The following is a 21,851-nucleotide window of genomic DNA, read 5'->3' on the forward strand; positions in this document are numbered from 1 at the left end:
CGGTCGAGGACATCGAGCGCGGCGTGGACTGCGATGGCGGTAGTAGCGGATTTCGCTGGTGCGTCCAGGGCGGGTTTGGCTCCGAGGTCGAAGGCCTTGGTGAAGAGAACTGTCCGCATACCTTCGGGGACGTATTCGGGTGCATTGTCGGGCGCCGCCGCGGTGAGCAGGTGGGCGGGCAATCGCCTGGCGAGGTCGCGTTCTGCCGCGAAGTGGAGAACGCGGCCGGCGATTGCCCGGATGTCGCCGAGTACCTTCATCGCTGGTTGTGGGGACTTCGCGTACACGCCGAACTGGGCCGAGCCCTCGTCGATGATCTGGTTGATCAATGACTGCGCGCGGATGACGGGGTGATCGGAGCTGAACGTCGTGACAGGTGCGGTGGTGAGGTCTGTGTCGCACCGTGGCGCGGAGCGCCCTCGGCCTTTTTCGAGAAGAGACGGGTTGGGGCATCGCCCTGGGCGGGGCGTGCGGTCGGAAGGGTAGGCGCGGCTGCGTGGGGCGCGCCCGCAGGTTGGGCAGGCGTCAGCGAGGAGGCAGTGGTGGAGGGGACATGCGAAGGCCCACCCGAGCCGCCACTGCAGTGGCCATCGGCCATGGTTATCGTCGAGACAGTAGGGGCAGAAGCGCGACCCAGCTCTTCGTGTCCATGGCGCGGCGCTGGTGAGCTGGTGGGTCTCAGGGTCTATCAACACAGCGGTGCCGTGGTAGCGCTGGAGGGTGAGTTCGACAGAGTTGTCGGTCTGCGTCGCAATCTGGAGATGTTCGAGTTCTCTGTCGGCGAGCGTTATGGCCCACGGTGGGTAGGGTCTTCGGTCATCGTTGTGCAGGCCTACCGCGGCGAGGATGTCGCCCCATGCGGTGTGTGTGCGAGCGGCGACGGTTTCAAGCCAGGAGTCGATCGCTTCACCGGGGACCGGGGCCACTCTGATGGGTAGGGTCCTCGGCGGACCCACGGACGGGGTCATCCTGCCGCATCCATTCGTGTTGTGATGCGACCGCTCTCGAAGGCAGCTTTGAGCTCCTTCCGGGCGGCCTCGGCGGCCTCGTCGATCTTGATCGTATCGAGTAGCCCGGCGTCGAGCCGTTCATGGCAGGTGCGGATTGCTCGTTGGCATCCGACCCTGATCAGGGTCATCAGTGAGCCGATCTGCCCGGTGGATCGGATGTAGAGGTAGTCCGAGAGGTCACCCGCGATCATGCCTGGATACTTGTCCGCGAGGACCACCTTCTGCTCAATCCTTTTGAGAGTTCGGCTCCAATCCTGTCGCCCTGAGTCGCCGGTGAGATCGAAGGGGTCCATCGTCAATCTCGTGGTCCGTCTGCCGGTTTGTGCAAGAAGTGCACCTTGGTATGCGTCGCCCTCGGAGAACATGCCTCGGTCCTTGAGGTCGACGCCGGCGAAGATCATGGTCACCGGAAACTCGTTAGCGATGTATTTGAAGTGGTTGCTGACTTCGACACCGGAGGTGGATCGGAGCCGGAGGAAGTGGAGGTCGTCGACGATGAGGATCTTGGTCTCGCACTTGAGGACGCTGTTGAGGGCACGCTGCGCGAAGTCTGCCGCGCTGCCTCGTGTTTGACCGGGGTGTGCGTAGAAGGACAGCATCGCGCGATTGAAGTCGCGCAGGCCGGTGTTGCCGGTCAAGCCGACTCGGCAGACGGGCCATCGTTCGTTGCCATCTTGTGTCTGCTCGCCACGTTCTGCGATCTCGCGGCGGTGGAAGGCTTTGGCGAACGCCAGCATCGCAGTCGTCTTACCCAAGCCGGGAACCGCGTCGATGGCGACTGCACCCTTCGGCTTGTCGCAGTCTTGGGCATTGGAGTCGATGATGTCCCATAGGTCCTCGTGGACGTCAGCGAGTTGCCGAGTCCTCAGGGTCCCCAGGTTTGCGTGCCAGTCCCTGCGTTCTCGGTCGTACGCGGATCGTGCGTTGTCGCTTAGCGCCTCGAGTTGATTGCGGTTCAGTTGCTCGGGCGGAACGCGGTCCGGTGTGTTGACGAACTTCCTCCAGCCTTCCTTCCGTGCCAGGGTGAGGTTGTCGAGGGCCGGGCGGGGCTCGTTCATACGTCCTCCACTGCATCGGCGTAGTAGTCCTCGTCGCTGACCTGGTCGAACTCGTCGTCGTCACCACCGGCGGGTTGCTCTGTCCCGATAGCTTCCGATAACTCGGCCGAGTTATCGGAAGCTATCGGGACAGTCGTTGGGGCCGACTGGGCAAGGATTCGCGCGACCGAGGGCAGGGATCTCACAGCAGGTTCGCCGACCATGCGGTCAAACTCCTGTGCCGTTCTTGCCATCCGTAGCGCGATCCTCCGATCGATGGCGGAGGTTCCCAGGCCGATTTTCCATCGTTCGAGGAGGTCGTCGACTGCGAGGCGGTCGTCGGGGTAGCGATATTTCGATGCTGCAAGCTTGCGTGCGTATGCGAGAGCGTCCTCGCTGAACGGCATCGCTACGGCGAGCGTGTGCTCCCATGCGAGGGGGTACCACTTGTTGTCGTCGGGTCGTCGGATGTAGACCGTGGTGATGTCGTCGGGGTCGTAGTAGATCGGCCACTTCCCGCTTGCCTCACCGGTGTACGGACTTGTCATGTTGCGCAGGCCGTTGAGTCCTTCACCGTTGTAACGACGGCCATCGAGTTCGACACCGTAGTGGAGGATCTTCCGCCACCTAGGCTTGAGGAACTCGTATGCAAGATCGGGGTCTCTGGGGGCTTCGATGTAGCCGGCGCGAGCCACGCCGTGCTCGAACATCGCTGCGGGCGACATCCGTAGGCCCGGCACTCGGGGGTCGACGAGGCTCGAGTGCGGACGGTGGTGATAGACGACCGCGATCCATTCGCGGATGATGGTCTCAAGTTCGTCGATGTAGAAGAAGGCGTCAGCTTCGGGGCTCTCGCCTCGCGAGTGGATGTCAGGTCCCTTGTAACCGGGAAGTGCCTGGAGTAGATCTTCGCGGATTGTCCTGAAGAACCGCTCGACCGGTCCCTTGTCACGTCCGGTTCGCAGACGTGCTGGCTGGACAGATATTCCCATCCGCTGACAGACACTCATCATGTGCTGCGACAAGTACACCTTGCCGTGGTCGACGACAAGGGTCTCAGGCACGATGGCCGGTCCGGCCGTGCCAGATGATGTGCGCTCAGCACTCAGGTCAACCAGAACTGATCGCGGTAGTCCGTGTTCAGGCCACACCGCGTGCGCCGGCCAGTTCTCGCCGGCCGGCCTCGGGTGATAGACCTCGTACAGTACGGTCGCCACATCGACGGACTTCGTCGAAACCGGCGTCAGACGCAACCCGGTAATGCACCTTGTGTACCAGTCCATCGCGACCGTCAGCTCGATCTGGACCCACCGCAGAGTCACTGGATCAAGGCCGAAAACATCCAACCTGGTTGTATCCATCAGTAGGTATTCACCAGGTCGCGTCGGTCGGAGCTTGCCGTATACGCCGTCCGGACGTGCAGCTATGTCGCGGTTTCGCTTCGCCGATAGACGGAACGTCGGATATCGCTGCTCGAGGTCAGCCAGGACTCGAAATGCTGTCGCGCGAGATGGAGGTTCGACGGCGCCGTCGAACTTCGCGATGACTCGGGCATTCGTGCGGTTGATGACCATGGTTCGTGATGGCTTCGACAGCGCACCGTGCTCGACCATGACTTCAATCGCGATTTCTTCCCAGCGCGGGTCGACGGTGGTGGTTGGCGAAGCGGTGATGTTCGCTCGCCTCGCATCGACTAGGCCCGCTTCACCGTGTGCTTGGTAGCCCCGGACCCATCGTCGTACGGTGCGCGGGCCGACGCCTAGTTCTTGTGCCTTGGATGCGTAGCGCTCGCCTAGTGGTCGGCCTGGGAGTACTTGGCTCGTGGTTCGCCGCGGGTCGCGAGTTCTTCGTTGCCGGCCTTGAACCCTGTGAGGACTTCGCGGATGTGCGATGCGCGCTCGGAGAGGGCGTTGAGTTCTCGCTGGTTGAGGGTCGCCAGGACCGCGCCTGCCGGTTCGATGTCGTCGTTCGCTCGGATTCCGGTGTCGCTCGTGAGGACCTTGCCACGGCCGGACCCGGTGAGGTCTTTGGCCGCAATCCTCCGGTAGTGATTGCCCGTTTGGTCCTTCGCGAGTACCTGCAGTGTGCCGCCGGCAGCATCAAGTTCGACGACTTCCAATGTTTCGCCGTCGTAGTAGATCTGAGCGCCGACACCCAGACGGACTGCGCTGCTTCTCATTGAATCTCCCTTATCAGGTGATGCTCGGTCAGACGGCTATCGAGGTCAACGGAGATCTGTTGGGTCCACATCATGTGGAAGAGGGCTGCACGAACGAAGTCACGCTGTCCGGGGAACTGGCTCAGGACGTCAGCGACGCGCATCCCAACAGATGCGACCTCACGGATCTGTAGGACGAGGTCGCCGTCGACGTATCGGTTGTGTCTGAATCCAGCGAGGAACCGGACGTTCATCATCCGCGTGGCAGGGGGTTCGGAAGCAATTTCGTAGCGCCATCCGCGCTCCTCGATGAGTTCCCGAGTCCACTCCAGCGTCGCCGCGACCTTGACCTTGCCGACGAACTCCGCGGGTTTGACATCCACCACGACAGGGCCGGTCTCGGTGTCTAGGAGATAGTCCGGGACGTGGTTCCGGGTCTTTCCATCGATCATCGTGGTCAGGCGGAATGGCTGGGCCGCGATGTTTCGGACGCTTGTGTTGAAGTCCGCGAGGATCAGGTTGGCGAGCTCTAGGCGTGATTCGTAGATCACAAGGCTCTGTGTCGTAGCCGACCAGTACGAACCGGAGTAGTAGGTCTGCCCCAGGTATGAGCGGAACGTTCGCCACGGTGCGGCTGTCGCCAGTTCGGTCATCGACGCAGCCGCTAGGTGGATAGTGTGCTCGCGCTCATCTAGACCGCTGCGGTACGACACTTCCGCCGCGGGCCCCGAGACGCTTCCGGGAGGCACAGGGTCGACGCTGCCACTCGTAGCCGGTAGACGGTGGGATGCGGCACGGCGTGTCTCAGCTATCTGGCCAAAAGGTCAAGCAGTGGCCAGGTGACGTGAGATTTGGCCACGAAACCTGAGACCCTACAGCGGTGGTTCAGCCCTTGGCCATGTCCACGAAGCGCGAGTAATGCAGCTGGTGGGCGACGGTGACGGTCGCCGTGGGCCCGGCGCGGTGCTTGCCAAGGATGAAGTCGGCCTCGCCGGCGCGGGGATCGTCGCGCTCGTAGGCGTCGGGGCGATGCACCAGGACGACCATGTCGGCGTCCTGCTCGAGCGAGCCGGACTCGCGGAGGTCGGCCACCTGGGGCTTCTTGTCGGTGCGCTGCTCGGGGCCACGGTTGAGCTGCGCCACGGCGATCAGCGGGACCTCGAGCTCCTTCGCGAGCAGCTTCAGCTGGCGGGAGAACTCCGAGACCTCCTGCTGGCGCGACTCGACCTTCTTGCCCGACGTCATCAGCTGCAGGTAGTCGATCACGATCAGCTTGAGATCGTGCCGCTGCTTGAGCCGCCGTGCCTTCGCGCGGATCTCCATCATCGTGAGGTTCGGCGAATCGTCCACGAACAGCGGGGCCTCGGAGATCTCCGACATGCGGCGCGCGAGCCGCGTCCAGTCGTCGTCGGACATCTTGCCCGAGCGCATGTCCGCCAGCTTGATCCGCGCCTCCGCGGAGAGCAGGCGCATCACCACCTCGGTCTTGCTCATCTCGAGGCTGAACAGCACGCCGGGCATGTGGTTCTCGATCGCGCACGAGCGCAGCACGTCCAGCGCCATCGTCGACTTACCCGCGCCCGGGCGTCCGGCCACGATGATCATCTGCCCGGCGTGCAGGCCGTTGGTGAGCGCGTCGAAGTCGGTGAACCCGGTGGGCACGCCCATGCTGATGCCGCCGCGCGAGGCGATGGCGTCGATCTCGTCCATCGTCGGCTGGAGCAGTTCCTCGAGGATCACGTAGTCCTCGGACGCCTTGCGCTCGGTCACGTCGTACACGGCGGCCTGCGCGCGGTCGACGACCTCGGCGACGTCGGCACCGTCGGACCCCGAGTAGCCGTACTGGACGATCCTGGTCCCGGCCTCGACGAGCCGACGCAGGATCGCCTTCTCCGCGACGATCTCGGCGTAGTAGCCGGCGTTCGCGGCCGTGGGCACCGTGGAGATCAGCGTGTGCAGATACGGCGCGCCACCGACCCGCTTGAGCTCGCCCTTGCGGTCGAGGGCCGCGGAGACGGTGACGGCGTCCGCGGGCTCACCCGCGCCGTACAGGTCGAGGATCGCGTCGTACACCGACTGGTGCGCGGGCCGGTAGAAGTCCCCCGGGCTCAGGAGCTCCAGCACGTCCGCGATCGCGTCCTTCGAGAGCATCATCGCGCCGAGGACGGACTGCTCGGCGGCCATGTCCTGCGGGGGCTGGCGGCCGAAGTCCTCGGGCGGCGGACCGTCGGGCGAGGGGCCGGCGCCGTTCGCGGGACCGGGGGTGTACTCCTGCTCGTCCGTGACCGACACCGCACCCGCCTCTCTCCCGTCCCGGCCTCCGAGGAGGCGCGCGGACTCGCCGTTGCTCACCCGTAGGTCTAGCGCAGCGCTCTGACAACCTTGCCGTCCGCGCGCTCGCGACCAACGCCCGTGAACGCTAAGCCCTCCGCGCGCGGACGCAAAGCCGACCTGTGGATGAAGCTGTGCACTTCTTGTGGAGGGCGCGCGACCAGCATGGGGACGCCGGTGTGGAGGGATGGGGAAAACCTGTGGAAACAAACATCGGACATCGATAACGTCCCTGGTCAGGGCGGTCCGAATTCATGCACGGGCTGTGGAGTGACATCCGCCCGCGTGTCGCACCGTCCTGACATTCGGGCGTGTCGTCAGTGCATCGTTCCCCGGCGGGTGGTCAAACGCACCCCCGTTGTTACCGATCGGTCACCTCGCGGCCTCACTACCTGCGAGAACACGTTCGTGGCAACGAGGCCGCCTTCTTCCTGCGCCCTGCACCGAGTAGCCTGATCCGAGCATCATTCACAGCGGAAGGACGCCCCCGATGAACACCTCCACGATCTCGACGCGCACAGCCGGCGTCGCGGTCGCGCTCGCGGCTGTCGCCACGTGCGCCATCGGACCCGCGGCGGCGGCGCCGAAGCCCGCTCCGAAGCCGAAGCCCGCCTCCGTCACGGCCACGTGCTCCAGCGCCAACCCGATGTTCGTCATCGGTGGCGATCAACTGACCTGGAAGGTCACCGCGACTGCCGGCACGAACGGACAGATCTTCATCTCCGCGACCGGCACCGCCGGCTACCGCGACTTCGTCCTGAGCCAGTTCGCGTCCACCTCGGCCGTGTCGTGGAACAACACCACCACGGGCAAGTACGGCACCGCGAAGGTCAGCGGCGTCGGCGCGTCGCCGACCCTGAACAAGACCCCGATCACGACCGGCAAGGGCACCGTCACGTTCAACATGGTGATCAAGGCCGGCGCGGGGTCCGAGTGGATCGGCACCCAGACCAGCACGCCGTGCGTCGGCACGCTGAAGGTCTGACACCCGGGCCCGCAGACGACGAACGCCCCCACCGCCGATGGCGATGGGGGCGTTCGTCGTAGGAACTACTGCGCCGAGACGGTGAGCGCGAACTTCGCGCGGACGTCCGGGTGCAGGGCCACGACCACGGGGAACGAGCCCGTGGACTTGATGTGGCCCTCGGGCAGCTCGATGCTGCGCTTGTCGACCACGGGCCCACCGGCGGCCTTGAGGGCGCCGGCGACGTCGGCAACGGTGACCGAGCCGAACAGCTTGCCCGACTCGGCGGTCTTCACGGTCAGCGAGACGGCCTCGAGGCCCTCGATGGCCTGCTTCAGCTCGTTGGCGTGATCGAGGCCGCGCACGCGCTTGGCCTCCTGGCTGCGGCGGATGCCCTCGACCTGCTTCTCGGCGCCACGGGTGGCGACGATGGCCAGGCCGCGGGGCAGCAGGTAGTTGCGGCCGTAGCCGTCCTTGACCTCGACGGTGTCGCCGGGGCCGCCCAGGTTGTCGACATCGGCGGTGAGGATGAGCTTCATTTCTTCACCCTCCTTAGCGGGTCGTCGACGTGAACGGCAGCAGAGCCACCTCACGCGCGTTCTTGACGGCGATCGCGATGTCGCGCTGGTGCTGGACGCAGTTGCCCGTCACGCGACGGCTGCGGATCTTGCCCCGCTCCGACAGGAACCGACGCAGCAGCGTGGTGTCCTTGTAGTCGATCTTGGTGTTCTTCTCCTTGCAGAACGTGCACGCCTTGGCCTTGACGGCCTTCTCGACGCGCACCTTCCGGCCATTGCCCTTACCGGCCATGGTGTTGGTACTCCTTGTTGAGGTCTATCCGGGCAGCGAGGTGCCCGTACACAGTGTTCGATCCGGGATCAGAACGGCGGATCGTCGGTGCCGCCGCCGAAGTTGCTCCCGGCCGCGGGGGCGCTGCCCCACGGATCGTCTGCGGGCTGGTTCTGGCGCGGAGCCTGCTGCGCGGGCTGGCTGTAACCGCCACCGCCGCCCTGCTGGCCGCCACCGAAACCGCCGCCACCGCCGCCGCGCTGCGTGCGCGTCGGCTTCGCCGTCGCGTACCTCGGGAGGGGCCGATCTCGTCGACCTCGAGCTCCACCACCGTGCGCCGCTGACCCTCGCGATCGTCGTACGACCGCTGCTTGAGCCGGCCGGAGACGATGACGCGCGTGCCCTTCGTGAGCGACTCGGCGACGTTCTCCGCCGCCTCGCGCCAGATGTTGCAGCGCAGGAACAGCGCCTCGCCGTCCTTCCACTCATTGGTGTTGCGGTCGAACGTGCGCGGCGTGGAGGCGACGGTGAAGTTGGCCACTGCGGCCCCCGACGGGGTGAAGCGCAGCTCCGGATCCGCCGTCAGATTGCCGATGACCGTGATGACCGTATCGCCTGCCATGGTGACTCTCCCTGATTCGTTGTACGGCTAGTTCTGCCGCAGCACCTTAGTGCGAAGCACCGACTCGTTCAGCTTGAGCTGACGATCGAGCTCGTTCACGGTGGCGGGCTCGGCGGTCAGATCGATCACCGCGTAGATGCCCTCGGAGTTCTTGGTGATCTCGTAGGCGAGACGACGCTTGCCCCAGATATCGACGTTCTCCACCGATCCGCCGTCCTTGCGGACCACGTTCAGGAAGGTCTCGAGCGAGGGAGCGACGGTGCGCTCATCCAGGCTCGGATCCAGGATCACCATCAGTTCGTACTTACGCATGGGCTTTCGCCTCCTCCTATGGACTATGCGGCCGCGGACTCTCCGCGGCAGGAGTGTCGCCGCATCGGCAACCGCCCCAGGGTACCCCAATGCCTCGCCACCAGCGAAATCAGGAAAGTGACGCCGCGCTCGGATATATGTGGCCGAAATCACCCACAGCTAGAGAATATTCCCTAACATATGGCGGACGAAGGGAGGCGCCGATGTCCGAGCGAACCACCGGAACCGCCCCGGCAACCCGGCCGGGCGCGCTCGCCGCGCTGCGCCGGAACATTGACGACAACGCGCTCGGGCCGGTCCGCACCCTGGGGCGGACCGTCGAGCTCGTGTTGAACTCGATCGTCGCGATGGCGGCCGACCTGCTCCGTGGGCGCGTACAGATCCGCGAGATCATCACCCAGTCCTGGTTCCTGGTCAGCGTGACCGCCGTCCCCGCCTTCCTCATGGCGGTCCCGTTCGGCGTCATCGTCACCATCCAGGTGGGCAGCATCGTGCAGCAGATCGGCGCCGGATCGCTGATGGGCGCCGCCAGCGGCCTCACCGTCATCCAGCAGGCCGCGCCGCTCGCCGCGGGCCTACTCCTCGGCGGCGCCGGCGCCTCCGCGATCGCGGCCGACCTGGGCTCGCGCACCATCCGTGAGGAGGTCGACGCGATGCGGGTGATGGGCATCGACCCCGTGCGCCGTCTCGTCGTCCCCCGGATGATCGCGGCCGCGCTCGTCGCCCCGCTGCTGTGCACCTTCATCATCGTCGTCGGCATCGGAGCGGCGTACTACCTCGCCGTCTTCGGCCAGAACGTCACCGCCGGCAGCTACTGGCTCAGCTTCGGCGCCTACGCCACCACGCGCGACTTCGCGTTCTCTCTCCTCAAGGCCGCGATCTTCGGCCTCATCATCGCGATCCTCGGCTGCCAGCACGGGTTGGAGGCCAAGGGCGGCGCCCGCGGCGTCGCCGATTCGGTGAACACCACCGTGGTCGTCTCGACGGTCGGCATCATCGTGCTGAACTTCGCGCTCACGCAGATCTACACGTCTTATTTCCCCATGAGGGTGGGTTGAGCCCGATGACCATCGCCCGCTACCGCCCGCGCGGCGTCCGCACGCTCGGCACGGCGTACGACGCGCTGCGCGTCGTCATCGCCCGCCTGGGCCACATCACGTCGTTCGCCGTCTCGGCGATCGCGCTGATCCCGCACGCCCTGCGCGCCTACCCGAAGCAGACGATCCGCACGGTCACCGACCTCACCTGGGGCCGCGGCGCCGTCATCGTCGGCGGCGGCACCTCCCTGATGATGGTGGTGCTGGGCCTCGCCGTCGGCGGCACCGTCGCCGTCCAGGCGTTCGCGACCCTCGACCTACTGGGGATGGGCCCGCTGACCGGCGTCATCGCCGCGCTCGCCAACACCCGCGAGTTCGCGCCCATGCTCGCCGCCGCAGGCTTCGCCGTCCAGGCCGGGTGCCGGATGACCGCCGAGATCGGCGCCATGCGCATCACCGAGGAGATCGACGCCCTCGAGGCGCTCGGCCTGCGCTCGATCTCGTTCGTGGTGAGCACCCGCATCATCGCCGGAGTGATCGCGATCGTGCCGATCTTCCTCATCGCGATCATCGTCAGCTTCTTCGCCGCCAGCACCATCGTCACGCTGTCGCAGGGCGACGCAGCAGGCACCTACGAGCACTACTTCCAACAGTTCCTCTCCCCGCAGACCTCGTCGCATCCATCGGCAAGGTCGTCGTGTTCCTGGCGGCCGTCATCCTCATCCACTGCTACCAGGGCTTCTTCGCCTCCGGCGGGCTGAGGGCGTCGGCGTCGCATCCGGCCGGGCCGTGCGCGCCTCGATGGTGGCCATCGTCGTCCTCGACATGCTCCTCACGATCGCCATCTGGGGCATCGACAGCGAACTGGTGTTCCGGGGTGACGGCATGACGACTACGCACGGAATCACGCCCGTCTCCGGAATGATGACGCCGGGCCCGGCCCTGTTGCGCCGCGGGCTCGCCGCCCTCCTCGTGGCGGTGCTCGCCGCCGGTGCCTTCTGGAGCGTCCGCGCGCTGACCACCACCCCGTCGAAGACCCTGACGCTGGTCGTCCGCGCCGTCGCGCCGGGCGTCGCCCCCGGCACCGCCATCGAGATGGACGGACTCCGGATCGGATCCGTCACCGGCATCTCCGAGCGCGGCTCCGGCAAGCTCGGCGTCGAGATGGAACTCAACGGCACCGCGGACGATCTGGTCACCGACGCCGTCCGCGTCGCGTTCGCCCCGGGGAACACGTTCGGCATCACCGTGGTCGCCCTCACGCCCGCGCGCGCGGGCCGGGTCCTCGCCGACGGTGCCTCCTTCGAGCCGCTCGGCACGCCCGACGATGGCACCATGTCGACCCTCATCCGCTCGCTCAGTTCCTTGGAGCGCCAAGGCTTCCGGCCTCACATGTCCCAGCTCCTCGCACAGGCCGACACCACGACGCGCCAGTTCCTGCCGTTCCTCGGCGCGATCGGCGCCATCGCCGAGGCCAATGCCGACACCCAGCGCATCCCCACCGCGCAGACCCTGCCCACCATCGCCGCCGTGCTGCGCTCCGTCGACGGCTCCGCGGCACACCTCCTGCCCGCCCTGAAAACGCTGTGGGAGTGGAGCGGACCCGACACCAAGGGCTACCCCGAGGGCCAGAAGGGCACGATCGATCTGTTCGTCAAGGAACTGCTCCCGACGGTGGCCGGCCTGCTCAGCCCGGACAACGCGAAGGCGCTCACCGAAGTGCTGACCCCGGTCCGCGAACTCGCGACCCGCATGGTCGACTCCATGCCCGACGCCGCGCGCAACGGTCGCCAGCTCGAGGAGCTCATCGAGCGGGTCCGGCGTTCCATGCCCGACAACGGATCCGGCCCGGTCCTGAACCTCGACGTCACGTTCCAGCGCTTCCCCGCGATCGCCTCCATGCTGCCCCCGATGCCGGAGTTCACCGTCACCCCGCCCGGAAAGCCCGCCCCGGCCCGACCCGGCACGGCGGCACCGTCGACCCCGAAGCCCGGGCCGGCGACACCGTCGGCCCCGACCACCGCAAGGGGGCGTTGATACGTGCGTACCACTCGGAACCCCGGCATCCTGCTCCTGATCTTCATCGTCCTCGTCGCGGTCGGCGGCGCCTTCACCGTGCGCGCTCTGACCCGGCCGGCGTCCGGCGCGCAGGCGTCGTACTCCGCGCTGTTCACCAACGCCTCGGGGCTGCGCCCCGGCGACGACGTGCGGCTACTCGGCGTCCAGGTCGGGAAGGTGGAATCCGTTGCGCTGGAACAGGGCGACGGTGCGCGGGCCACGCTCGCCCGGGTCGGGTTCACCCTCGATCGCGAGCAGCGCCTCACCGGGAAGTCGACGCTGTCGATCCGCTTCCAGAACCTCACCGGTCTGCGCTACCTCGACGTCACGTCGAGCGACGCGAAGGCCGCCGCGATCGAGCCGGGCGCCACGATCGGCACGGAGCGGACGGTGCCGTCGTTCGACGTGACCTCGATCTTCAACGGCCTGCAGCCCGTGCTCGCCGCGATGCAGCCCGACCAGATCAACCACCTGGCGCAGTCGATCGCGGCGGTCGTGGAGGGCGACGGTTCCGGCCTCGGCCCGCTCATGAACGCGCTGGAGACGCTGGCCCGGTTCACGAACGACAGGTCCGCGCTGCTGGAGACGCTCGTGCGGAATCTCAGCGCGATGAACGAGACGCTGGGCGGGAAATCGACGACGCTGCCCACCGTGATCGGGTACCTCACCAGCATCGGCCAGGTGCTGCGCAACGCTGCACCGTCAACGAAGATCCTGTCCGATCAGGGCGCCGAACTGATGGCCGCCGCCGATGCGCTGCTGCGCGGCGCGGGCCTGCAGCCCGCCGGCGCGACCTGGCTGGAGCTCGCCCGCCCCGAACTGCCGCGGTTGCAGAGCCTGGTCGACCTGGCCGCACTGCTGCCGGGCCTGTTCGCCTCGCTCACCCAACAGCGCACGCCCGCCGGGGGCGGCGCGACGGGCTGCAGCCGCGGCGAGGCCAGCCTGCCCGCCGGCATCCAGGTGTTCCTCCGGGGAACGAAGGTGACGCTGTGCCGCAACTGACCGCCCTCCCCGCCCGCCTGCTCCGCGACGGTCACGGCCTCACGCTGAAGTTCTTCAGCGGCATCGAGGAGTTCTGGGCCCTGCCGAGTTCCCGGGCACGGCAACTGGGCTTCGGCGTCCTCGGGGTCGTGCTCGCCCTGGTCGTGGTGATCGCCAGCTCGGTGCTCGCGGTCCGGCCCGTCGGCACCACCGTCTACCGCGCGGACTTCCCCGAGGCGGGCATGATCCGCGCGGGCGACGACGTCCGGGTAGCGGGCGTCTCCGTGGGCTCCGTCAGCGCGGTGGAACTCGCGGGCGATCATGTCGCGGTGGGTCTGCGGGTCGACCGGGGGGTGCACATCGGCGATCAGTCGCGCGTAGCAGTGAAGATGCTCACCGGCGTGGGCGGCTACTTCGTCGACATCGACTCGATCGGCAGCAGCCCGCTCGGCTCGGGCACGATCCCGAAGGACCGGGTCCGCCTGCCCTACAGCCTGGTTCAGACCTTTCAGCAGGCGGAGCCGAAGATCCGGGCGGTGGATCCGGCGCCGCTGCGTGAATCGCTCGCCCAGATCCAGCGCGCGACGGCGGGCGAGCCGGGACGGATGAAGGAGCTCCTGACCACCATGTCCGATGTGGTGCAGAGCCTTTCGCGGCAGAAGGAGCAGGTGGGCGGGTTCGTCCAAACCCTGGCCGAGTACTCGAAGGAGATCGACCGCAACGGCGACGTCCTCACCCAGATCATGCGCGACATGAACGTCTACTTCTCCACCGCGCGCCTGAACGTGGCCGGATACAAACGCTTCATGAGCTCGCTGGACCTCGTACTCAAGCGGATCCTCCCGCCCGCGCTGTTCTACCAGGAGAACCTCGCCTCGATGGAGGCGCAGTTCAACCTGATGTCCGTGCAGATGGGCGGACTGCTCCAGAAGTACCAGCAGATGATCGACGACGCGATGAAGGTCCTGCGGCGCCTGCAATCCTCGGTGAAGCCCGACGGCACCATCGTCTTCGACGCCTCCGTCCCCACCATCTCGTCGCAGTACTGCATCCCCATGGAAGGGGCACCGTGCTGATGCTCACCCGGATCCTCGCCTCCAAGTGGCTGATCTCGGCGCTCGCGATCGGCGTCGTCGGCGCGGTCATCGCCGGCGCGCTGTACGTCGCGCGAACCCCCGGCGAGCCGCAGTCGCAGCACTGCGCGCTCATGCCCGACGCGATCGGCCTGTACGTGGGCAACCCGGTCACCCGGCTCGGCGTTCCGATCGGGCGAATCACGGCGATCACGCCGCAGACCGCCGACGCCCGGGTCGAATTCAGTATCGACGCCGACCAGCGGCTCACCGCCGACGCGGGCGCGGTCACCGTCGCCGCCTCCCTCATCGCGTCGCGGCAACTGGCGCTCGTCGGCGGGACCGGCGCGGGACCGCAGCTCGCGGCCGGTGCCTGCCTCACCGACACCAAGACCCCCAGTCGCTCAGCCGAAGCCTCTCGACCATCGGCGATCTCGCGACGAAGCTCACCATCGGCGGTGGGCCGGCGCAGGCGAAGCAGGTGGAGGACTCGATCACGTCGCTCGCCGAAGCGACCAATGGCACCGGTCCGGACATCGGCGGCGTCATCGACGGCCTCGCCGCCCTCCTCGACGACCCCGGTCCCGGCATCGGCGACGTCGGCCAGACCATCGACTCGATCTCGTCGCTCACGGGCGGAATGACATCGAACTGGAACCCGCTCAAGACCCTCCTGACGAACACCCCCGGCGGCCTCGCCGACGTGATCACCCCGACCGCGCGGACCACGCAGACGCTCGCCGAAGCGCTCATCCCACTCGGCCAGATGCTGCGCGACCTCATCGCGCACTACGGACACAACTTGTGGCCGATCCTCGACACCGTGATCCCCGCGTCGCGGTTGATCTCCGCGGGCGTGAAGAACTGGGGCGACCTGCTGGGCTTCCTGCCGCCGTTGATCGACGCGTTCACCGTGTCCTTCGACCAGAAGACGCTCGGCCTGAAGATCGAGTACACCCCACCGCCCACGAAGATGGTGGCGCGCAACCCGGAACTCACCTGCGCCAACGTGAACCGGATCGCGCCGGGGCAGTGCCGGGTGGTCGACCCCGGTCACATCGACGTCGACCTCATCTCGACGATCCTGCGCGGGACGGGGGCGGCACGATGAACCGGATCACCGTGCGCAGCAGGCTCACCCGCACAGTGGTGATCCTCGCGATCCTAGTGCTCGGCTTCGTCGGCATCCGCGGCGCCGGGCCGTCGACGCTGCCGACCCCCGTCACGTGGTCCTCGGGCTGGCCGCTCAAGGTCGAGTTCGCGAACGCCCTGAACCTGCCCGACCAGGCGCAGGTCCGGTACAACGGGCGCGCGATCGGCACGCTCGACTCGCTCCGCCTCGACCGGGACCGCGCGGTCGCCACTCTCACCATCACGCAGCCCGCCACGATCCCCGCCGACGCGACGGCCGAACTCCGTCAGGACACGCTGCTCGGCGACGTCTACATCGCGCTCGCCGCATCGCCCAACTCCACGGCCGCCGCCCTGCGCGGCGGTGGGACCATCCCCCTCGCGCAGACCAGGCCACCGGACCAGATCGAGGACCTCATGGTGAGCATCTCCGGATTCCTGGGCAGTGGTGGCGTCGCGCAGCTCGGCAACACCGTCACCAGGCTCGACGGTGCCTTCCCCGACGATCCGGCGCGTACCCGCAAGATCACCGACAACCTCGCGACCACGCTGATGGCCTGGGCCAACGACACCCGATCCCTCGACAGTGCGCTGCGCTCGGTAGTCGGGATCACCGACAAGATCGTCGCCGAGCGCACACGGATCGGCGAGTACCTGTCGCCGGTGGGGCTGCGCCGGTGGGGCACGATCGCCGAGACCGCCCGCGTCACCGAGGTGTTCGCCGGGCTCGCCCCGGTCGTGGCGAACGCCTCCCCGCTGACGCCGGGGGTGCGCGACCTCGCTGCGCTGCTCACCGAGGTGATCAGCCCGCTGCTCATGCTCGACCGGCCGGTCGGCGCGACCCACCCGGACAACCTGATCAACCTGCGGAACCTGTTCCGCGACAAGATCATCCCCTGGGTCGAAAACGGACCGAAGATCAACGTCGCGAAGGTGTTCGACGGGACCGCGGTGCCGACGGCCGACAAGGCGGAGCAGGCGGTGCGGGCGATGCGGATGATCGGAGCGGTGAAATGAGGAAGGAACTGATCGCGAACGCGGTGACGTTCACCGCGGTGCTCGTGGTCGGGCTGTCGATCCTGGTGTTCGGCTACATGGGCCTGCGCCCGGGCGTGCAGTACACGTCGCTGTCGCTCACGCTCGCGCACACCGGCCAGCTCAGCCCGGGCTCACCGATCATGTTGCGCGGCGTGCGGATCGGCGACGTCACCGACGTGCGGCCGTCGGCCGAGGGCGTCGAGGTCCGCGTCCGCTATCCGTCGGAGTACCGCATCCCGGTCGATTCCGCGCTGGCGATCGAGCAACTCAGCGCACTCAGCGAGCCGTACATCGAGGTCTCGCCGCGTTCGTCGGGCGGCCCCGTCTTCGCCTCCGGCGCAGTCGTACCCGCCACGTCCGTGTCGCAGTCGAAGTCGGTGAGCGACGTGTTCAAGGCCCTCGCCGCGCTCAACCGCACCGCCGACAGCGGCGCGATCGCCGACGTGGTCCAGACGGCGTGGCAGGCCACCAACGGCCGCGACGACGAGCTGGCCACCCTCAGTCGCGCGGGCCAGTTGCTCAGTTCGACGGTGCTCAGTCGCATGCCAGCCATCCGCACGATGTTCGCCGACACCCAGGTCTACTCCGCCGACCTCGGCTGGGCGCCGAACGCGGTGAGCCGGTTGGGGACCGAGTTCCAGAACACCGCCACCGTGGTCCGCGGCGCGGTCGAGGCCGTCCAGAAGATGGTACTCACCCTGGACGCTCCGACACCGTTCGCGAAGACGATCGACCCGTTCCTCATGCGCCTCAAGCCGTACCTCGACGAGCTGCTGCCCGCGCTCGCCACCACCGGGGGCCCGTTCATCTCGATCTTCTCGGCGCTCAACCGGACGGTGCCGCTGATCGACCTGAGCACGCTGCTGTCCACCGCCCTCCAGGTCGCCGGTCCCGACGGGGCGGCCCGCGTGACCATCACTCTCCCCCGGCCGTGATCCCGTGCCCGACACCGACGACAAGGACCGCACGATGACCGAACTCGACGAGAAGACACCCGCGCCGCGTACCGATCCCGAGGACGATGCGGCCCCCGCGCGGCGCGCACCGTCGGCGACGATCCGCACGGTGTTCGCCACCGTCGTGGTGGTCGCCCTCGTCGCCGTCTCGGTCCTGCTGTACCTGCAGACCCGGACGCTCAGCGACGAGCGGGCTGCGGCCGCCGACCGTGCCCGGGCCGAGCAGATCGCCGCGGACTACGCGGTCAAGGCGGCGACGATGGACTATCGCGACCTCACCCCGTGGCTCAACGCGATGAAGACCGGCGTCACCCCGGAGCTGTCCGCGAAGTTCGACTCCATTACCGACACCATGCGCGAGATCCTCACGCCGCTCCGCATGACCACCACCGGCAAGGCGCTGTTCGCGAAGGTCGTCTCCGAGGTCAACGGCATCTACCAGGTGAAGGTCGCGGTCGATGTCTCCTCGCAGAACGTGCAGGCGCCGCAGGGCACCGTGAGCACCACGGCGTACTCGGTCTCGATCGACCGGGGGCGCGACTGGGTCATCACCGAGGTCGGCGACTCCGCCGACCCGGCGGCCGTCCTCGGCGACCTGGGCGGCGCACCGTCGGGCACGGCGAGCCCGTCGGCCCCGGCATCGGCGACCCCGCCCGGCACCCCGACGATGCCGTCGCTGCCGGTGGCTCCGGCACCGTCGGGCACCCCCAACTGACGCCTCGGAGAAGGACGAAAGATGCTGCAACGCTTCCTCGACTACGAGATGAAGGTCTCGGAGTTCATCGGCTTCCTCATTCTGGTCGGGATCCCCTACCTGCTGGTCGGGGTCGCGTGGTCGGTGACGCACATGGATCACCTCGGCGATCTGCGCGGCGTGGAACGGATCGTCTCGTTCCTCGGCGCCATCGTGTGCTGGCCGGTGCTCCTGTTCACGAACGTGACGATGCAATGATGGCGCTCGTGTGGGCCATCGACCTGGTGGTCCAGTTCGTGAAGATCCTCGGCGGCCGGCACCGCGTGGCCGCCGTCGTGCGGCTCGCGGCATGGCTCGCCCTGATCGCCCTGGTGGCGGCGGGAGTCGTGCTGTTGCTCTGGGGGATCAAGGCCCTCTACGACTACCTCGCCACGCTCCCGCCCACGTCCCAGGAGGCCGCCCGATGACGCTCACTGTGCAACAGACCCGGATCGCCATCCCGGGAACGAACCGCCGCACCGGCAAGCGCCGGCTGGCGGTGACGGACGCACTCGACTTCTGGTCCTTCGCCGGGGCCGCCGCCAACGTGGCGATGCAGATGATGAATCCCGGTGTGGGGCACGGGGTGGTGGATTCGACGGTGCACAGCGGCGCCCTCATGAAGCACCCCTGGAAGCGCGCCCGCACCACCACGCAGTACCTCGCCGTCGCGCTCCTGGGCACGCAGCGAGAGATCGACGCGTTCCGGGAGGCCGTCAACGTGGCCCATCGCCAGGTGCACTCGGCGCCGGGCGCCGCCGTGAAGTACAACGCGTTCGACCGCGAGCTCCAATTATGGGTCGCCGCATGCCTGTTCATCGGGTTCGAGGACTCGTACCAGCTGCTCAACGGCCCCTTGTCGGACGAGCAGGCGGAGAACTTCTACCAGTCGGCCGCCACCCTCGCGACGTCGATGCAGGTGCCGCGGGACATGTGGCCCGCCTCCCGGGTCGCGTTCGACGAGTACTGGACGGCGGCGTGCGGGAAGACCCGGCTCGACGAGCCCGTGGCCGAGTACCTCGACGACCTTCTACATCTGCGGATGATCAACTGGCCCATGCGGATCGTGTTCGGCTCGCTGCTGCGCTTCCTCACCATCGGCTACCTGTCGCCGTTCTTCCGCGAGCAGATGGGTGTGCAATGGTCGGCTGCGGACCAGCGTCGGTTCGACAACCTCTTCGCGTTCGTGGCCTTCGTCAACCGGTTCATCCCGCGATTCCTGCGGTTCGGCGGCAGCTACGCGCTGATGCTGGACCTGCGGCGCCGGATCGACGCCGGCACGCCGCTCATCTGAGCGGCGCGGCCGGGCCGAAGAGCACCGCGCAGACCATCGCGTACACCTCCGCCTGGAAGTCCGGGGCGGGATCGAACCGGCGCGAGCGCCCCACGTCGAACACCACCGCGAATGCGGCGTGCACGAGGAAGGTGGCCTCGGCCGTGCTCAGGCCCGGACGCACGGCCACCACCGCCTCGGCGAACTCGGCGATGTTGCCGCGCTGCACGCCCGCGAGGCGACTGCGGTCGGCGTCGGGCACGTTGCCGATCTCGCGGAAGTACACCGTCATCAGCTTGGACGTGCGGAAGGACAGCTGCACATAGGCCTGCGCCAGTGCTGCCAACCGGGCCCGCGGCTCCGCGTGCGCCTCCGAGACCTCTGCGATGAAGTCGACGGTCGCGGCGCCCGCGCGCTCGAGCGCGGCCACCAGGATGCCGGCCTTGTTCGGGAAGTAGCGGTACATCCCCGACGGCACGATCCCGGCCGCCTGACCGATCTGGCCCATGCTCACGTTGTGGAAGCCGTGCGCGAAGATCAACTCGATCGCCTCGTCGAGCACCTGGCCCTGACGCCCGGCGTCGGGTTCGGGCTCGGGAGCCGGCGCGAGTTCGTAGGGCGACGGTGCGGGTGCCAGCGCGAGCACTGCCCGGCCCGCGTCGGCGAGGACCGCTTCGGCGCGCTTCTGGGCGAGCACCGTGCGGTGCGCGGTGACGCTGCCGGCGACGCTGACGGCCGCCACGCAGCGCAGCTCCAGCTCCTCCTGCTCACGCCCGGCACCGCGGGCTCCGCGGCGTCGGCGAAGACCCCGATCATCTCGTTCAGCTGGGCCCGGATCCGGGCGCGGTCGTCCTTCTCCAGCAGTCTCTGTTCCCACCGGAAGAGTCCACCGGTGTTCCGGCGCTCGAACGAAACCTGCAGGGCGGCTTCGAGAATCGCGTCGATGCGCTCGGTGGCGGGCCGGTCCTGCGCGGCCTCCGCCGCATCGCGGACGGCGGAACACAGCGCGTCCGACGCCGTGGAGATCGCGTGCTCGAGCAGCGCGTACTTGTTGGGGAAGTGCCGGTACACGGCCGGTCCGCTGATATCGAGCGTCGCCGCGATCTGCTCGATCCCCACGCCGTGGTAGCCCCGCCGGGAGAAGTCCTCCGCCGCGACCCTCGCGATCTGTTCGCGCCGATCCTTCGGCCGCTTCCGTCGCGCCTGCGTCACCTACCACTCCTCCTTGCTCCGCGTCGAGCGTACTCGGTGACGAATGCGCTCACGCGGTGTACCGTCGAGCCTACTAAGTAAGCGAACATTCACGCACCGTTTCGGCGCGGAAACTCCCTGGAGCAGCGAAATGACCCTCAGCACGGAGCATCCGAGTGAACCCGGCACCGTCGAACCCGTGACGCCCGCGGCGCGCCCGGCGCAGGGGTACCGGATCCCCCTGAACGTGCCCGCCCGGCCCGCCCACGTGCTCACCGTCCTGGCCGACGCGATGGACGCGCCGTCGGCGGCCGCCGGCCAGGCGAACGTGGTGATGCAGTTGATCAACCGGCCCGTGGGCTACGGCGTGATGGAGTCGAAGGTGGAATCCGGGTCGCTGTACAAGCACCCGCTCAAGCGGACCCGCACCACGTTCACGTACCTCGCGGTCGCCATCCTGGGCGACCGTCGCGACAAGGAGCGCTACCGCGAGGCCGTGAACATCGCACACCGTCAGGTGCGCAGCACCGCGGCCAGCGAAGTCAAGTACAACGCGATGGATCGCGGCCTGCAGCTGTGGGTCGCGATGTGCCTGTACGTGGGGTTCGAGGACACCCACCAGCTGCTCCGCGGGCGGATGAGCCCCGAACAGCGGGCGCTGTTCTACCGGGACTCCGCGCCGCTGGGCACTACCCTGCAGGTGCCCGCCGACCTGTGGCCGGCCACGCCGGAGGAGTTCGACGCGCTGTGGATCGAGCAGTGCGAGCGCCGCATCGACCCCGACGACGCGACCCGCGCCTACCTGCGGCAGCTCGTCGACCTCACCTTCCTCGGCACGCTGCCCGGTCCCGTGCGGCGGTTCTCCCGCTTCCAGGGCGCGGGCTTCCTCGCGCCTGCCTTCCGCGAGGCCATGGGGATCGAGTGGACCGATCGCGATCAGCGCCGGTTCGACCGGTTCTGGCGCCTCGTCGCGGCGGTCTGCCGCGTGGTCCCGCTCTCGGTGCGGCGGCTGCCGTACCGCCTGCTGATCCTCGACATGCGCCTACGGGCGAAGTTCGGCCGCCCGCTCGTCTAGCCGCCGTATGCGACTACTCGGCCCGCCCGCCGAGATGTCGCCCTGAGCGGCGCGGCCCCGGCGTTTTGCGGGGTCCGCGCCG

At 67.8% G+C, this 21,851-nt stretch carries 23 protein-coding genes and 5 pseudogenes; 16 read left to right on the plus strand and 12 right to left on the minus strand.

Translation table 11 applies throughout. The features are described from left to right. Window positions 1–23: 23 nt before the first annotated feature. Window positions 24–332 (plus strand): hypothetical protein, encoded by a 309-nt coding sequence (locus MTP03_RS22000; RefSeq protein WP_248489967.1) that lies wholly within the window; start codon window positions 24–26, stop codon window positions 330–332. Between the two features lie 258 nt (window positions 333–590). On the opposite strand, the pseudogene MTP03_RS24125 reads toward MTP03_RS22000, so the two are convergent. From MTP03_RS24125 to MTP03_RS22025, 6 genes and pseudogenes are all read right to left on the minus strand, one after another. Continuing rightward, window positions 591–968 (minus strand): annotated as a pseudogene (locus tag MTP03_RS24125) (TniQ family protein); the annotation flags it as partial. Beyond that, entirely contained in the window at window positions 965–2,068 is a 1,104-nt protein-coding gene (locus tag MTP03_RS22005) for an AAA family ATPase (RefSeq protein ID WP_248489968.1), read from the minus strand. The pseudogene MTP03_RS24125 and the gene MTP03_RS22005, both read right to left, overlap by 4 nt. Further along, window positions 2,065–4,226: pseudogene (locus MTP03_RS22010) on the minus strand (helix-turn-helix domain-containing protein). The gene MTP03_RS22005 and the pseudogene MTP03_RS22010 overlap by 4 nt, the downstream one beginning before the upstream one ends. Beyond that, entirely contained in the window at window positions 4,223–4,858 is a 636-nt protein-coding gene (locus tag MTP03_RS22015) for a TnsA-like heteromeric transposase endonuclease subunit (protein ID WP_248489969.1), read from the minus strand. The pseudogene MTP03_RS22010 and the gene MTP03_RS22015 overlap by 4 nt, the downstream one beginning before the upstream one ends. A 232-nt stretch (window positions 4,859–5,090) precedes the next feature. Next, entirely contained in the window at window positions 5,091–6,497 is a 1,407-nt protein-coding gene (gene dnaB, locus MTP03_RS22020; protein WP_248489970.1) for a replicative DNA helicase, read from the minus strand. Between the two features lie 507 nt (window positions 6,498–7,004). Further along, window positions 7,005–7,193 (minus strand): hypothetical protein, encoded by a 189-nt coding sequence (locus MTP03_RS22025; RefSeq protein ID WP_248489971.1) that lies wholly within the window; start codon window positions 7,191–7,193, stop codon window positions 7,005–7,007. Between MTP03_RS22025 and MTP03_RS22030 the strand changes: the two genes are divergently transcribed. Further along, entirely contained in the window at window positions 7,183–7,521 is a 339-nt protein-coding gene (locus tag MTP03_RS22030) for a hypothetical protein (RefSeq protein WP_248489972.1), read from the plus strand. The two genes, MTP03_RS22025 and MTP03_RS22030, sit on opposite strands and share 11 nt — an antisense overlap. Before the next feature lie 65 nt (window positions 7,522–7,586). On the opposite strand, the gene rplI is transcribed toward MTP03_RS22030, so the two are convergent. The 4 genes and pseudogenes from rplI to rpsF all read right to left on the minus strand — a co-directional run bounded on the left by rplI (window position 7,587) and on the right by rpsF (window position 9,223). Further along, window positions 7,587–8,039, minus strand: coding sequence for a 50S ribosomal protein L9 (gene rplI, locus MTP03_RS22035; RefSeq protein ID WP_248489973.1), 453 nt, complete (start codon window positions 8,037–8,039; stop codon window positions 7,587–7,589). A gap of 13 nt (window positions 8,040–8,052) precedes the next feature. Then, window positions 8,053–8,310 carry a 30S ribosomal protein S18 gene (rpsR, locus tag MTP03_RS22040; protein WP_068526176.1) on the minus strand — a complete coding sequence of 86 codons (258 nt, stop codon included), beginning with the start codon at window positions 8,308–8,310 and terminating at the stop codon, window positions 8,053–8,055. Window positions 8,311–8,378: 68 nt separating this feature from the next. Continuing rightward, window positions 8,379–8,911, minus strand: a pseudogene (locus MTP03_RS22045) (single-stranded DNA-binding protein). Window positions 8,912–8,938: 27 nt separating this feature from the next. Beyond that, a complete protein-coding gene (gene rpsF / locus MTP03_RS22050; protein WP_248489974.1) occupies window positions 8,939–9,223 on the minus strand; it encodes a 30S ribosomal protein S6 in 285 nt (94 codons plus the stop codon). 203 nt (window positions 9,224–9,426) lie between these two features. Between rpsF and MTP03_RS22055 the strand changes: the two genes are divergently transcribed. The 13 genes and pseudogenes from MTP03_RS22055 (at window position 9,427) to MTP03_RS22105 (ending at window position 19,524) form a co-directional block, all read left to right on the plus strand. After that, on the plus strand, window positions 9,427–10,281 hold the full coding sequence (locus MTP03_RS22055) for an ABC transporter permease (RefSeq protein ID WP_248489975.1): 855 nt from the start codon (window positions 9,427–9,429) through the stop codon (window positions 10,279–10,281). Between the two features lie 5 nt (window positions 10,282–10,286). Continuing rightward, window positions 10,287–11,139 (plus strand): annotated as a pseudogene (locus MTP03_RS22060) (ABC transporter permease); the annotation flags it as partial. Between the two features lie 45 nt (window positions 11,140–11,184). Beyond that, on the plus strand, window positions 11,185–12,297 hold the full coding sequence (locus MTP03_RS24130) for an MlaD family protein (RefSeq protein ID WP_371821008.1): 1,113 nt from the start codon (window positions 11,185–11,187) through the stop codon (window positions 12,295–12,297). Window positions 12,298–12,300: 3 nt separating this feature from the next. Then, window positions 12,301–13,320, plus strand: a complete 1,020-nt coding sequence (locus MTP03_RS22065; protein ID WP_248489976.1) for an MlaD family protein — start codon at window positions 12,301–12,303, stop codon at window positions 13,318–13,320. Beyond that, window positions 13,308–14,375: an MlaD family protein gene (locus MTP03_RS22070; protein ID WP_248489977.1), complete on the plus strand. Its 1,068-nt coding sequence runs from the start codon at window positions 13,308–13,310 to the stop codon at window positions 14,373–14,375. The genes MTP03_RS22065 and MTP03_RS22070 overlap by 13 nt, the downstream gene beginning before the upstream one ends. Before the next feature lie 131 nt (window positions 14,376–14,506). Next, a pseudogene (locus MTP03_RS24135) lies at window positions 14,507–14,650 on the plus strand (MlaD family protein); the annotation flags it as partial. Window positions 14,651–14,853: 203 nt separating this feature from the next. Next, a complete protein-coding gene (locus MTP03_RS22075; RefSeq protein WP_248489978.1) occupies window positions 14,854–15,483 on the plus strand; it encodes a hypothetical protein in 630 nt (209 codons plus the stop codon). Next, window positions 15,480–16,520, plus strand: a complete 1,041-nt coding sequence (locus MTP03_RS22080) for an MlaD family protein (protein WP_248489979.1) — start codon at window positions 15,480–15,482, stop codon at window positions 16,518–16,520. Before MTP03_RS22075 ends, MTP03_RS22080 begins: the two co-directional genes overlap by 4 nt. Next, entirely contained in the window at window positions 16,517–17,476 is a 960-nt protein-coding gene (locus MTP03_RS22085) for an MlaD family protein (RefSeq protein WP_248489980.1), read from the plus strand. Before MTP03_RS22080 ends, MTP03_RS22085 begins: the two co-directional genes overlap by 4 nt. A gap of 4 nt (window positions 17,477–17,480) precedes the next feature. Continuing rightward, a complete protein-coding gene (locus MTP03_RS22090) occupies window positions 17,481–18,212 on the plus strand; it encodes a hypothetical protein (RefSeq protein ID WP_248489981.1) in 732 nt (243 codons plus the stop codon). Between the two features lie 21 nt (window positions 18,213–18,233). Then, on the plus strand, window positions 18,234–18,449 hold the full coding sequence (locus tag MTP03_RS22095) for a hypothetical protein (protein WP_248489982.1): 216 nt from the start codon (window positions 18,234–18,236) through the stop codon (window positions 18,447–18,449). Next, the gene (locus tag MTP03_RS22100) at window positions 18,446–18,658 is read left to right on the plus strand and encodes a hypothetical protein (protein ID WP_248489983.1); all 213 of its coding nucleotides are present in this window, start codon (window positions 18,446–18,448) and stop codon (window positions 18,656–18,658) included. The genes MTP03_RS22095 and MTP03_RS22100 overlap by 4 nt, the downstream gene beginning before the upstream one ends. After that, window positions 18,655–19,524 carry an oxygenase MpaB family protein gene (locus tag MTP03_RS22105; protein WP_248489984.1) on the plus strand — a complete coding sequence of 290 codons (870 nt, stop codon included), beginning with the start codon at window positions 18,655–18,657 and terminating at the stop codon, window positions 19,522–19,524. Before MTP03_RS22100 ends, MTP03_RS22105 begins: the two co-directional genes overlap by 4 nt. Here MTP03_RS22105 and MTP03_RS22110 read toward each other — a convergent pair. Next, window positions 19,517–20,011, minus strand: coding sequence for a TetR/AcrR family transcriptional regulator (locus MTP03_RS22110; protein WP_248492333.1), 495 nt, complete (start codon window positions 20,009–20,011; stop codon window positions 19,517–19,519). The two genes, MTP03_RS22105 and MTP03_RS22110, sit on opposite strands and share 8 nt — an antisense overlap. Window positions 20,012–20,040: 29 nt before the next feature. Next, window positions 20,041–20,715 (minus strand): TetR/AcrR family transcriptional regulator, encoded by a 675-nt coding sequence (locus tag MTP03_RS22115; RefSeq protein WP_248489985.1) that lies wholly within the window; start codon window positions 20,713–20,715, stop codon window positions 20,041–20,043. Window positions 20,716–20,845: 130 nt separating this feature from the next. On the opposite strand from MTP03_RS22115, the gene MTP03_RS22120 reads away from it, so the two are divergent. Further along, window positions 20,846–21,769, plus strand: a complete 924-nt coding sequence (locus tag MTP03_RS22120; protein ID WP_248489986.1) for an oxygenase MpaB family protein — start codon at window positions 20,846–20,848, stop codon at window positions 21,767–21,769. The last annotated feature ends 82 nt before the right edge of the window (window positions 21,770–21,851 follow it).

The sequence above is a fragment of the Tsukamurella sp. PLM1 genome, from assembly GCF_023168325.1.
GTDB lineage: Bacteria > Actinomycetota > Actinomycetes > Mycobacteriales > Mycobacteriaceae > Tsukamurella.